The following is a 12,947-nucleotide window of genomic DNA, read 5'->3' as shown; positions in this document are numbered from 1 at the left end:
ATTTTAATTGCCTAAGTATATTTTCATAATTTGCTCACCCCACAAAAAGGCAATCCATCCTGCGATGGCAATATACGGACCAAAAGCAAAAGGCTGATTTTCTTTGCGCACTTTGAGCAGGATGATGCCGATAATGGCACCTACAAAAGAGGAAAGTAGCACAATCAGCGGCAGTAGCAAAGGGCCCATCCATGCGCCTAAAGCTGCAAGTAGCTTAAAGTCACCATAACCCATACCTTCCTTGCCTGTGATGAGCTTAAACAGATAGTACACGATCCATAAGCATAAAAAGCCAATGATATAACCCCAAATGGCCGCTGTCGGTGTGGTGTAAATCGCATAACTATTGACCCCTAAACCCAGACCTGCAAGGGTGAGGGTATAGCGATCAGGTAAAAGTTGAGTGTCAAAATCAATAAAGGTTAAGGCGATTAAAATATAAGTGAGTACGAGACCAAACAACATTTGGATTGTTGGGCCAAAGACTGCAACCACGACCAATGCACAAATGGCGGTCAGGAGCTCAATCGCAGGGTAGCGAATGCTGATCGGGTTATGACAAGTGCCACACTTTCCTCGTAGCAGTAACCAGCTAATTACAGGGACATTTTGATACCAGCGTATGGCACTTTTGCATTTGGGGCAGGTCGAGGCAGGCTTACTCAATGTGAGCTTCGTTTCATCAATAATTGGCTGCTCAGGATGAAGCAGAAGTTGGCAATCGGTACGCCATTCTTGTTCCATCATTTTTGGAGTGCGATAGATCACCACATTCAGAAAACTACCGATGCACAAACTAAAAACTCCAACGGCGAAATACAGCGCCATTGGAGTATTGATAAGATAGGAAATTATTTCTTGCATTAAACCACAGAACCCATTTGGAAAATTGGTAGATACATGGCGATTACTAGGCCACCTACAAGTACACCCAAGACTGCCATGATTAGAGGCTCCATCATTGCCGTTAAGCCATCTACCGCATTATCGACTTCATTTTCATAGTGAGTGGCAACTTTATCCAGCATGGCATCGAGAGCACCAGATTCTTCACCAATCGCTACCATTTGTACTGCCATTGATGGAAATTTATTGGTGGCACGCATTGCGAATTGAAGTTGTTGTCCTGTTGCGACATCTTCACGGATCTTCATCACAGCTTCTTCATAGACCACATTGTTGGTTGCACCCGCGGTAGATTCGAGAGCATCAATTAAGGGTACACCCGCAGCAAAGGTGGTAGACAGGGTGCGGCTATAGCGCGCGATAATCGCTTTATAGACTAAATCACCAAAAATCGGGGCTTTCAGTGCAGCTTTATCCAACATGTCACGAAACTTTTTACTACGCTTTTTGGTTTCGAGTAAAGCGGTAATCACAACACCAACGACAATAATCAAAATGAACCAATATTTCTGCATCCATTCAGACATATTTACCACCATTTGGGTGAATGCAGGTAAGTCTGCACCAAAGGAACTAAAGAGTTCTTGGAAAACAGGGACGACTTTGACCATCAAAATAATAGTCACGATCACCGCAACCACAACGACGGTTGCTGGGTATTTCATGGCTTTTTTAATTTTTTGCTTTAACAATTCACTTTTTTCTTTATAGACCGCTACACGGTCCAGCATGGTCTCAAGCGCACCTGATTGTTCGCCTGATTCAACTAATGAACAGAATAAGTTGTCGAAATATTGCGGATATTTTTTGAGTGCTCCCGCAAAGGTATTACCGCCTTCAACTTCACCTTTAATGCCGAGGACAACTTCACGCATAGATGGGTTTTCTAAGCCTTCAGCCACAATTTCAAAGCCTTGAACCAGCGGTACACCCGCTTTCATCATGGTTGCGAGCTGTCGAGTGAAAATCGTGATGTCCAGTGTCGTCACTTTTTTCTTCATTATCCCTTCAAGAATATTCTTTTTCTTTTCTCGAATACTCTTGATGGTAATCCCTTGTTTGCGCAAAGTAACTTTGGCGAGGGCGAGATTACGTGCAGGCAATTCCCCTTTAATTTTTGCCCCTTTACGATCAATCCCTTCATAATTGAAGGTTGGCATCATCTGTGCTTTTTTGACAGCCATGCATTTATCCTTATTCTTTCAATATTTCAACTATTCGCTGGTTACACGATTCACTTCTTGTAAGGAAGTGACCCCCTGCATAACCTTGAGTAAACCTGAACGACGTAAATTGTTAAATCCTAATTTTGCAGATGCTTCAGCAATCTGTAAGGCATTGCCATCTTCCATAATAATTTTTGAAATTTCTGGCGTGACTTTCATAACTTCATAAATACCAACACGTCCTTTATAGCCTTCACGGCACTCAGCACACCCCACCGGTTGATAAACTTTGAAGTCTGGATCTTTGATATCTGTGGAAGTAAAGCCCATTTCGAGCAAGCTTTGTTCAGGAATATCGACAGCGGCTTTGCATTGGCTGCATAAGCGGCGTGCCAAACGCTGTGCAATCACCAAATTGACCGAGGTCGCAATGTTAAAAGATGGAACCCCCATATTACGTAAGCGGGTCAGGGTTTCAGGTGCACTATTGGTGTGGAGTGTCGACATGACCATGTGACCTGTCTGTGCGGCTTTAATCGCGATTTCAGCCGTTTCAAGGTCACGAATCTCACCCACCATTACAATATCAGGATCCTGACGTAAGAAGGACTTCAGCGCAGCAGAGAAGGTGAGGCCGACTTTATTGTTCACATTGACCTGATTAATGCCTTCTAAGTTAATTTCAACAGGGTCTTCCGCAGTTGAGATATTGGTGTCTTCTTTATTTAGAATATTCAAACCTGTATACAACGATACCGTTTTACCTGAACCTGTCGGGCCAGTAATTAACAACATGCCTTGCGGTTTGTCTAAAGCCTGCATAAATAGGTCTTTTTGGTTTGGTTCATAACCTAAAGCATCAATCCCCAGCATAGCACTGGATGGATCGAGAATACGTAGAACCAGCTTTTCACCAAATAAGGTTGGAAGTGAGTTGACACGAAAGTCGATGGCTTTACTTTTTGACAGCTTTAATTTAATGCGGCCATCTTGTGGCACGCGCTTTTCAGAGATGTCCATTTGTGACATGACTTTCAAACGTGAGGCAAGACGAGTCGCCAGTTGTAGTGGCGGACTGGCAATATGACGCAGAACCCCATCTACACGATAACGAACACGGTAAGATTTTTCATAAGGCTCAAAGTGTAAGTCTGAGGCGCCCATACGAATCGCATCGATCAGTAATTTATTGATATATTTGACGATCGGCGCTTCATCGCCTTGAGGTGAGTCATCTTCATCATTTGAGTCTTGATGTCCTTGTTCTAGGTCTAAATCAATGTCTTCATCAGAAAATTCAAAGCTATCGGCTTGCGCAAAATTTTGTTCGATCAGTTTTTCAAGCTGGGGATGTTCAACAATAATCGCTTCAATATTCATTTTAGAATTGAAGCGAATCGCGTCCATCGCATCCATGTTAGTTGGATTGCTGGTGGCGATATAGAGGATATTGCCACGACGGTATATTGGCAACACACGATGCTTGGTGATAAGTTTGTCTTCGACCAGATCCCGTAGAATTTGTACCGAATCATAGACACTTAAGTCAAAAACAGGCTCTCCAAACTCTAAAGAAATCGTTTCAGCGATCATTTGTGGGGAGAGTTTATGATTTTCAATTAGATAAGGAACGATGTCTTGCTGAGCTTTTTTTGCAGAGAGCATTGCCTGCTGCATATTTTCAGCAGTCATGCGTCCGTCTTCGACTAAGCGTCGAATGAAGCCTGTGAACTTAGGCAAACCATTTGATACTGACATTCCCCAGATCCTTAACTTCTCAATTGTTTATAATTGGTATCGTAAAATTATACTTTTGTTGCACAAAAATACCATATCTGAAAGTGTTGTCACCACCTTAATATCGCTTAAAAGCATGAACTGGTCGTGATAGCAGGCGGTTTTTTTACAAAAAGATGTCTTTATTTTCATTCGTATTATTTTGATTGCCGAAGAAATTCTAGAAGAAAACTATCTTTGAAAAATAAATACCGTGTAGAATGAGGCCGTTTTAATGAACTGTTTTGAATAGGGTGCTGTATGTCGGGTTCGACGATTAAGCCATGGGTTGTCGGCAATTGGAAGATGAACCCAATGCAGGCAGATGCCAAGCAATTGCTTCAAGAATTTAAACAGCTCTTGCAAGAGAATGAAATAGCAGAAGAAAAATGTAATATTGGGCTTGCGCCTGTGACGCTGGCTTTGACGTCAACGCAGGCTGAATTGGCGAATGCTACACGTTCAGTTTTTACTGTAGCGCAAGACGTATCGCGTTTTGGCAACATGGGTGCATATACCGGTGAAGTGAGCGCAGAGCTGCTTAAAGATAGTCAAATCGAATATGTTTTAATTGGTCACTCAGAACGTCGTGAATATTTTGCTGAAAGTGCAGCAATTTTAAATGCGAAAGCCCAAAATGCCTTAAATGCGGGTTTAAAAGTCATTTACTGTGTCGGTGAAAGCTTAGAACAGCGTGAATCGGGTCAGGCAGAAGTAGTGGTTTTACAACAAATTTGCGATTTAGCCAGTGTGGTAACGGCAGAGCAGTGGCCTCATATTGTGATTGCCTACGAGCCGATTTGGGCCATTGGTACAGGAAAAACTGCTTCACCAGAAGACGCGCAAACCATGCATGCTAAAATCCGTGAAGGCCTCACGCAAATTACCAGTCATGGCGCGAACATGGCCATTTTATATGGTGGTAGTGTAAAAGCTGAAAATGCAGTAGAGTTAGCGGCCTGTCCAGATATCAATGGTGCACTCGTCGGTGGGGCGTCTTTAAATGCAACGTCGTTTTATAAAATTGTCGAAGCATTTGCAAATACAAAATAATTAGGAGTTCAGCATGCAAACTTTTGTGCTGGTAGTACATATTATCTTAGCTGTGTTGATGATCGTGCTGATTTTGGTCCAGCATGGCAAAGGTGCAGATGCTGGTGCTTCGTTTGGTGGTGGCGGTGCTGCAACTGTATTTGGTGCATCAGGTTCAGGTAATTTCTTGACGCGATTGACTGCGGTTTTGACGGCCTTGTTTTTTATCACCAGTTTGTCACTTGCTGTGTTTGCCAAAAAGCAAACCACAGATGCCTATAGCTTAAAGTCAGTGCAAACGACAAGTTCTGCACCTGCACAATCGACTGAAACTTCACCAGCTGCACCTAAAACAAGCGAATAATTGGAATTAGTCCTTTCTTTTTTGTGGCGATGCTACTAGAATGCGTCACAGCTGCGGTGGTGGTGGAATTGGTAGACACGCTACCTTGAGGTGGTAGTGCTTTCGGGCGTGGGGGTTCAAGTCCCCCCTTCCGCACCAACTTATGAATCCAGAAGATTAAGTTGGTGTATGCAGCAAATTCTGTTGATGCGGGATGGAGCAGTCTGGTAGCTCGTCGGGCTCATAACCCGAAGGTCGTTGGTTCAAATCCAGCTCCCGCTACCAATCAATCTTATTTTAGAAGCAAACTAAAGTGAGTAACTTAAGTGATTAAGTTAAGAATGTTTTTGCGTTTTGATGCGGGATGGAGCAGTCTGGTAGCTCGTCGGGCTCATAACCCGAAGGTCGTTGGTTCAAATCCAGCTCCCGCTACCAATCTTATTTTAGATGCAAACTAAAATAAGCAGTTTAAGTGATTAAATTGAATAATTTTTGCGTTTTGTTGCGGGATGGAGCAGTCTGGTAGCTCGTCGGGCTCATAACCCGAAGGTCGTTGGTTCAAATCCAGCTCCCGCTACCAATTTGATTTAGGTGCAACTAAATCAGAGCAAGTACGAAGTATTTAGATTGAAAAATAGTTCATATTTGTATATAATTTTTGCACGTTGATGCGGGATGGAGCAGTCTGGTAGCTCGTCGGGCTCATAACCCGAAGGTCGTTGGTTCAAATCCAGCTCCCGCTACCAAGTTTCTAAAAAGAGGCTCACAACAAGGTGGGCCTTTTTGCACAGTGGATATTAATTTTCTGTGCAATAATTGGGGCGATTACGCCCTTTTTTATTGGCTATCGTGTAGTGTCGATGTGAGCCGGATACGGTGAAAGTCAAAGTGTCATGTTCCACTACTACTATAGTTTGTATTGGCTTGTAGTGGTCTGTTTCGGCCATTGAATCGCACAAAAATGACGAGAGTAAATGAAGCTATCAAATAAAACTCAAGCACTCCAAGACTTAATTGCTCCTGCAGTGCAAGCCTGTGGTGTTGATCTTTGGGGGATTGAATTCCTTCCTCAAGGAAAACGTTCTTTATTGCGCATTTATATCGACAAAGCTGTCGACGAGAATGCAGAACCCATCATCAATGAAGATGGTGAAGAAGAGCAGGGCCGTGGCATCGGCGTACAAGACTGTGTACGCGTGACCCAGCAAGTCGGCGCAATGATGGATGTCCATGATCCAATTTCAGGTGAATATGCACTTGAAGTGTCATCTCCGGGTTGGGATCGTCCATTTTTCCAACTTGAACAATTGCCTGCATATATTGGTCAACAGATCGCTTTCCGTTTGATCAGTGCGGTCGATAACCGTCGTAAATTCCAAGCTAAATTGGTTGCTGTAGATCTTGAAGCTGAAATGATTCAAGTCGAAGTGGAAAAGCAACAGGTGCTTGAAATCGATAGTAATAATATTGATAAAGCCAATTTGGTCTATCAAGATTAATTCATTTAATAAATAAGAATCTGAACGAATAGGTGGCTTATGGCACGTGAAATTCTTACCGTAGTTGAAACGGTTAGTAATGAAAAAGGTGTACCTCGTGAAGCGATTTTCGAAGCCTTAGAACAAGCGCTTGTTGCTGCGACTAAAAAGAAATTTTACGAAGGAACAAACTCTGAAGAAGCTCAGCTTCGTGTAGAGATTGATCGTAAAACGGGTGAATACAGCACTTTCCGTCAATGGGAAGTGGTTGCAGATGAAGATCATGAAATGCCAGCATGTCAAGATGCGATTTCAGATGTTGATCCTGCACAATGGTCGATTGGTGATATTCGTGAGCTTGAAGTACCTTCAATTGACTTCGGTCGTATTGCGGCGCAAATTGCAAAACAAGTCATTGTTCAAAAGATTCGCGAAGCTGAACGTGCGCTGATTGCAGATGCCTACGAGTCTAAAGTGGGTGAGTTGATCTACGGTGAAGTGAAAAAGCAAACCAAAGATGGCTTTATCATTGACTTAGGTGACAATGCTGAAGCGTATCTTGCACGTGAAGAAATGATTGCAAAAGAAATTTTGCGTCCGAAGCAACGTGTAAATGCGATTTTGTTTAATGTGAACCGTGAAGGCCGTGGTGCACAACTACAATTGTCACGTGCCAAGCCTGAAATGCTCATCGCTTTGATGAAGAAAGAAATTCCTGAAATTTCTGAGGAAATCATTGAGATTAAAGCGGCAGCGCGTCAACCTGGTGTTCGTGCTAAAATTGCTGTGAAAACCAATGATCATCGTATTGATCCAGTGGGTGCATGTATTGGTATGCGTGGTACACGTATCCAAGCAGTTCAGCAAGAATTGAACGGTGAGCGTATTGATGTTGTTGTATGGTCTGATGATCCTGCACAGTACATTGCAAGTGCTTTAGAGCCAGCAGATGTATCGGGTATTGTGATTGATGAAGAAGAACGTACAGCGGATATTATTTTCGCAACTAGCGATCAATTAGCGCGTGCGATTGGTTCACAAGGTCAAAACGTACGTTTAGCTTCTGAACTTACAGGCTACAAACTCAACATGATGCTTGAAGATGAGTATCATGCTCGTCAGCAAAATGAAGCACAACAATACTTAGACCTATTTGTATCGCGTCTAGATATTGAAGAAGATTTGGCAATGGCATTGGTTGAAATGGGCTTTACTTCTTTAGAAGAGATTGCTTATGTTCCAGCTGAAACATTTGACGAAATCGAGCTAGATGCTGAAGTTGTTGAATTACTTCAAAGTCGTGCCAAAGAAGTTGCATTGGCTGATGCATTACAGCAGCAAGAAAACATCCAAGATCCAAGCGCGGAACTCGTTGCAATGGAAGGGATGACGCAAGAGATTGCTTATGCACTTGCAGCACGTGGTGTCATCACAATTGATGACTTGGCTGACCAAGCGACTGACGATATTGCTGATATTGAAAGTCTGGGTACAGAGAAAGCAGGTCAACTTATTATGAAAGCGCGCGAATCATGGTTTAACTAGGAGATCTACATGACGGATAAGACGATACAAGAGTTAGCTCTCAGTGTGAACCGCCCTGTTGAGAAGCTCCTAGAGCAGGTTCGTGATGCTGGTTTACCACAGCGTAAATCGGACGATATAATCTCTACTGAACAACAAGATGCCCTCGTGCACCATTTGAAGAAAATTCATGGTCAAAACGATGGTCAGGCAGGAAAAATCACGTTGAAACGTAAAACGACCAGTACCGCTAAAGTAGCGAGTACTTCAGGTAAGGCAAAAACGATTAATGTAGAAGTTCGCAAGAAACATACATTTACCAAGCCAGATCCAGAACAAATTAAAGCGGAAGCTTTGGCAAAAGCGCAAGCTGAGCAACAAGCTCGTGCGAACGTTCAAGCTATGGTTGAACCTAAAGCTGAAACTCCAGCAGTAAATAAAGCGGCTGCAAACTTTGAAGCAATGCGTGCTGCTGCAAAGCAAGAAACGACGAAGCAAGAAGTTGCGAAAGCTGCGGTAGTTGTGAAGCGTAAATCAAACAATAAGCCTGTGGTTAAAGCACAAGTTAAAGTTGTTGAAACACCTGAACAGAAAAAAGCACGTGAAGCTCAAGCCGCTCAATTAAAAGCGACCGAAGAAGCAGCACGTCGTAAGGCAGCTGAAGAAGCGCAGCAACGTACACTTGAACAAATGCGTCAAATGGCATCTAAGTATTCAAATGAAGATGCAACTGCGACCATTCGTGTAGTGGATGATTCTCCACTTGCTGCGGGTCTGGTTGGTCAAGCATATGAAGACTCATTTGCGAAAGAAGACCGCGAAATCAAACGTGGTACCAATACGCCAGCTACACGTGCACCGAAGAAAGGTGGTCGTCGTGGTGAAGAGCAATCTTTCCGTGATAACTCGCATAAACGTGGTTTAAAAACAAGCTCTGCAAACAAGCATGGCTTTGAAAAACCGGTTAAAAAGCAAGTTTATGATGTTGAAATTGGTTCAACCATTGTTGTTGCTGACTTGGCTGCGAAAATGGCAGTTAAGGTACGTGAAGTAATTAAGTCACTCATGAAAATGGGTGAGCTTGTGACTCAGAACCAAGCGATTGATCAAGAAATTGCGGCATTAATCGTAGAAGAAATGGGCCATAACCCAGTTCTTGTATCAGATACGCAAGCTGAAGATAACTTACTTGAAGCAGCAGAAGAAGCACGTGGCGCTCAAACGACTCGTCCTCCTGTTGTGACCATCATGGGCCACGTTGACCATGGTAAGACATCGTTACTTGACCGCATTCGTCGTTCAAAAGTGGCAGCGGGTGAAGCGGGTGGTATCACTCAGCACATCGGTGCGTACCATGTTACGACGGATAAAGGCATTATCACATTCTTAGATACCCCGGGACACGCAGCATTTACTGCAATGCGTTCACGTGGTGCGAAATCGACAGACATCGTGGTATTGGTTGTTGCAGCGGATGATGGTGTAATGCCACAAACAGCTGAAGCGATTGATCACGCACGTGCTGCAGGTACGCCGATTATTGTTGCAATCAACAAGATGGATAAAGAATCTGCTGATCCAGATCGCGTATTGAATGAATTGACTGTGAAAGAAATCGTGCCTGAACAATGGGGCGGTGATGTTCCTGTTGCAATGGTTTCAGCACATACAGGTCAAGGTATTGATGAGCTTCTAGATATTATTTCAATTCAAGCTGAATTACTTGAGTTGAAAGCATCTGAAGAAGGTGCTGCTCAAGGTGTCGTGATTGAAGCACGTGTAGACAACAGCCGTGGTGCGGTAACGTCTATCCTTGTTCAAAACGGTACATTGAAAGTAGGTGACCTGGTTCTTGCAGGTGCATCTTATGGTCGCGTACGTGCGATGACAGATGAAAACGGTAAACGTATTCAATCTGCTGGTCCTTCAATTCCGGTTGAAATTTTAGGTCTACCTGAAGCGCCAATGGCGGGTGATGAAGTTCTTGTTGTGAATGACGAGAAGAAAGCACGTGAAGTTGCCGATGCGCGTATGGATCGTGAACGTCAAAAACGTCTTGAGCGTCAAAGCGCAATGCGTCTTGAAAATATCATGGCGTCTATGGGCAAGAAAGATGTGCCTATCGTCAATGTGGTGTTGAAAACTGATGTACGTGGTACATTGGAAGCATTACACGTTGCTCTTGCTGACCTTGCAACAGACGAAGTTAAAGTCCGTGTTATTGGCTCAGGTGTTGGTGCGATCACTGAATCTGACGTAACACTAGCTGAATCTTCTGAAGCGGTACTTCTTGGCTTTAACGTACGTGCGGATAACGCAGCTCGTCAAAAAGCGGATGCTGACGGCATCGATATTCGTTACTACTCAATCATCTATCAATTGATTGATGATGTGAAAGCAGCGATGAGCGGTAAGCTTGCGCCTGAACACCGTGAAACAATTCTGGGTGTGGCTGAAGTACGTGAAGTGTTCCACTCAAGTAAGTTTGGTGCAGCAGCAGGCTGTATGGTACTTGAGGGTATGTTACACCGTAATAAACCGATTCGTGTCCTTCGTGATGACGTGGTGGTGTTCCAAGGTGAGCTTGAGTCACTTCGTCGCTATAAAGAAGTGGTTGAAGAAGTTCGCGCAGGTATGGAATGTGGTCTTGCGGTTAAAGGTTATAAAGACATCAAAGAAAAAGACAAGATCGAAGTCTATGATGTTCAATTGATCAAACGGAGTCTTTAATGGCGGGTAGTCAACGTCTTAAGCGCATGGCGGATACAGTGCAACGTGAGTTGTCTGAACTGATTCGCCAAGAGTTGAAAGATCCACGCTTAGGTGGTCTCGTGACCATCTCTGCGGTGAAGGTTAGTCCAGACTTAGGTTATGCTGAAGTATATGTGACTGTGATGGGCCGTGAGCTTGGCGATGAGCAAAGTGAAGCAGCCAATAAAGAAACGCTAGATGTGCTGAACAAAGCATCTGGTTTCTTGCGTCACGAACTCGGCCGTCGTATTAAGACACGTATTACACCGCGTTTGCGTTTCCATTACGATAAAACCAATGCATATGGTAACTATATGTTTGGTCTGATTGCTGAAGCAGTAAAGGATTTACCCGCTGACGAAGCAAAAAAAGATGATGAATAATTCAGTCTAACTGAATCAAAAAGTCACCTTCGGGTGGCTTTTTTTATGCGGAGTAATGGCTGGAGCTAGATTAAGACTTGAAATGCGTTACACAGGATTATGATAGGTGAATAGAGGGTTGAGCTTTTAGGGATTATTTTGACCATCAAGTTGCTGTGGACTGGATTAATATGGGCAATGATTTACCACGGGGACACTTTGATCATTTTAATTTTTGAGTAGATTGAGTAGTTCATCTGTGTTGGTCAATGTACTGGATGTGACACCATCTATAATACGTTCGAATATTATCATCAGTACAATGTTCAAATTAGCGCAACAGCACCATGTCAATGCGGAAGCGCTAGAATGTATTTATTTTATTTCCTTAACACCACAAGCATTTAAAGACGATGTTCAGTGTCTTCATGCTTATTGCTAAAAGCTCTGCGGCGGGTACGTTGCCAAGGCAGTGGACGGTTGAGTGCTTCTGGAACGTCACCACTCAGCGAGCGTAAGCGCAAATGTAGCGCCGCTTGCGCCATCAAATTCGCCGATACGGGTGCGGTTAAGAAGGCAAACAGTGTTAATAACAGCTCAGCAAAACCAAAGCGTCCTTGGAATGCAGAATAGATCATTCCGGCGATCAAGAAGCTCCCTAAGCCTAAGGTGCTGGACTTGGTTGGGGCATGCAGGCGCATGAATAAATCGGGCAGACGCACCATTCCAATTCCTCCGACCAGCATGAAGAAAGTACCGATCATGAGAAAAATGGAGACTAAAATTTCCATCGTAAGTTGCATCGATCTTGCTCCTAGTCAATCACATGACCTGAGGTGAAGTAGCGTGCTAAAGCGGCTGTAGAGACAAAGCCGAGCATCGCAACCAAAAGAGCACCTTCAAATAATGAAGTGCTGGCCCAGTAAATGCCTAATATAATAATGAGGCAGATTGCATTTAAAAAGAGTGTATCGAGTGCTAAGAGTCGGTCTACAATCGATGGGCCGATGATTAAGCGAATTAAGCACAGCAACATTGAAATGGTGACAGCGATTAAACAAATCCCGAGGGCATAAGGCAAAATGGTCATGCTTTGTCTCCTGCTTCGACACCAAAAATTTGCATCAACGGTTTTTCATAACGCGCTTTGATATTTTCAATCTCGGCATTTTCATCATCGGTGCTGAGGGCGTGAACTAAAATGTCCCCACGATCTTGATCGATGCCTGCTGAAACAGTGCCTGGTGTGGTGGTAATAATCATCGCCAGTAAGGTGTTTACTTCCTCATGTTGTGTTTCCAGCGGAACGCGAAACCACTTGGGTTGTAGACGATCAATTGGGCCGAGGACCAATTTAGCCACTTGAATATTCGACACTACAATGTCGTATAACACCACAAAAAATAGTTTCAGCGCCGCTTTCCATTCAATATTTGGAGTATACGTAATGAATGGTCTGATCAGACGCGGGATAAAAATGGCCAGTAAAAATGCCATCACTAAGCTGGCTGCATCGACACTATGTGCCAACATCACCCAGCTCAGCGCAACAATCACCGAGACAAAAGGGTGGGGTAACCAACGTTCCAAAAACGACGTTTTTTTCATG

At 43.6% G+C, this 12,947-nt stretch carries 12 protein-coding genes and 5 tRNA genes; 11 read left to right on the top strand and 6 right to left on the bottom strand.

Annotated features, from left to right (window positions below; all coding sequences use genetic code 11):
* Positions 1–3: 3 nt before the first annotated feature.
* Genes AC4CU2_RS15445 through pilB form a run of 3 tightly spaced genes read right to left on the bottom strand, consistent with a single transcriptional unit; the run spans position 4 to position 3,830 of the window.
* Positions 4–864 carry a prepilin peptidase gene (locus AC4CU2_RS15445; protein ID WP_490769058.1) on the bottom strand — a complete coding sequence of 287 codons (861 nt, stop codon included), beginning with the start codon at positions 862–864 and terminating at the stop codon, positions 4–6.
* A complete protein-coding gene (locus AC4CU2_RS15440; RefSeq protein ID WP_078425747.1) occupies positions 864–2,090 on the bottom strand; it encodes a type II secretion system F family protein in 1,227 nt (408 codons plus the stop codon). The genes AC4CU2_RS15445 and AC4CU2_RS15440 overlap by 1 nt, the downstream gene beginning before the upstream one ends.
* 30 nt (positions 2,091–2,120) lie before the next feature.
* A complete protein-coding gene (gene pilB, locus AC4CU2_RS15435; protein WP_490769057.1) occupies positions 2,121–3,830 on the bottom strand; it encodes a type IV-A pilus assembly ATPase PilB in 1,710 nt (569 codons plus the stop codon).
* Positions 3,831–4,109: 279 nt separating this feature from the next.
* On the opposite strand from pilB, the gene tpiA reads away from it, so the two are divergent.
* The 11 genes from tpiA to AC4CU2_RS15380 all read left to right on the top strand — a co-directional run bounded on the left by tpiA (position 4,110) and on the right by AC4CU2_RS15380 (position 11,359).
* Complete coding sequence (gene tpiA / locus AC4CU2_RS15430; RefSeq protein WP_010325769.1) at positions 4,110–4,901, top strand: triose-phosphate isomerase; 792 nt, start codon at positions 4,110–4,112, stop codon at positions 4,899–4,901.
* A gap of 13 nt (positions 4,902–4,914) precedes the next feature.
* Complete coding sequence (secG, locus tag AC4CU2_RS15425) at positions 4,915–5,244, top strand: preprotein translocase subunit SecG (protein WP_004692710.1); 330 nt, start codon at positions 4,915–4,917, stop codon at positions 5,242–5,244.
* Positions 5,245–5,297: 53 nt separating this feature from the next.
* Positions 5,298–5,382, top strand: a tRNA-Leu gene (locus AC4CU2_RS15420).
* 49 nt (positions 5,383–5,431) lie between these two features.
* Positions 5,432–5,508, top strand: a tRNA-Met gene (locus tag AC4CU2_RS15415).
* Between the two features lie 73 nt (positions 5,509–5,581).
* Positions 5,582–5,658: transfer RNA gene (locus AC4CU2_RS15410), tRNA-Met, on the top strand.
* 68 nt (positions 5,659–5,726) lie between these two features.
* Positions 5,727–5,803: transfer RNA gene (locus tag AC4CU2_RS15405), tRNA-Met, on the top strand.
* Between the two features lie 89 nt (positions 5,804–5,892).
* Positions 5,893–5,969: transfer RNA gene (locus AC4CU2_RS15400), tRNA-Met, on the top strand.
* 228 nt (positions 5,970–6,197) lie between these two features.
* Entirely contained in the window at positions 6,198–6,722 is a 525-nt protein-coding gene (gene rimP / locus AC4CU2_RS15395) for a ribosome maturation factor RimP (protein WP_004692708.1), read from the top strand.
* 39 nt (positions 6,723–6,761) lie between these two features.
* A complete protein-coding gene (nusA, locus tag AC4CU2_RS15390; RefSeq protein WP_005400937.1) occupies positions 6,762–8,246 on the top strand; it encodes a transcription termination factor NusA in 1,485 nt (494 codons plus the stop codon).
* 9 nt (positions 8,247–8,255) lie between these two features.
* Positions 8,256–10,955 carry a translation initiation factor IF-2 gene (gene infB, locus AC4CU2_RS15385; protein ID WP_176537053.1) on the top strand — a complete coding sequence of 900 codons (2,700 nt, stop codon included), beginning with the start codon at positions 8,256–8,258 and terminating at the stop codon, positions 10,953–10,955.
* On the top strand, positions 10,955–11,359 hold the full coding sequence (locus tag AC4CU2_RS15380) for a ribosome-binding factor A (RefSeq protein WP_108675601.1): 405 nt from the start codon (positions 10,955–10,957) through the stop codon (positions 11,357–11,359). Before infB ends, AC4CU2_RS15380 begins: the two co-directional genes overlap by 1 nt.
* A 383-nt stretch (positions 11,360–11,742) precedes the next feature.
* On the opposite strand, the gene AC4CU2_RS15375 is transcribed toward AC4CU2_RS15380, so the two are convergent.
* Genes AC4CU2_RS15375 through AC4CU2_RS15365 form a run of 3 tightly spaced genes read right to left on the bottom strand, consistent with a single transcriptional unit; the run spans position 11,743 to position 12,946 of the window.
* Positions 11,743–12,141, bottom strand: coding sequence for a Na+/H+ antiporter subunit G (locus tag AC4CU2_RS15375; RefSeq protein WP_078388531.1), 399 nt, complete (start codon positions 12,139–12,141; stop codon positions 11,743–11,745).
* Positions 12,142–12,152: 11 nt separating this feature from the next.
* A complete protein-coding gene (locus AC4CU2_RS15370; RefSeq protein WP_004692700.1) occupies positions 12,153–12,428 on the bottom strand; it encodes a monovalent cation/H+ antiporter subunit F in 276 nt (91 codons plus the stop codon).
* Complete coding sequence (locus tag AC4CU2_RS15365) at positions 12,425–12,946, bottom strand: Na+/H+ antiporter subunit E (protein ID WP_004978767.1); 522 nt, start codon at positions 12,944–12,946, stop codon at positions 12,425–12,427. The genes AC4CU2_RS15370 and AC4CU2_RS15365 overlap by 4 nt, the downstream gene beginning before the upstream one ends.
* Between the last annotated feature and the right edge of the window lies 1 nt (position 12,947).

The sequence above is a fragment of the Acinetobacter sp. 797_lipA genome (assembly GCF_058243025.1).
Note: the sequence above shows the minus strand (reverse complement) of the source record. Positions and strands in the feature narration are given on the sequence as shown.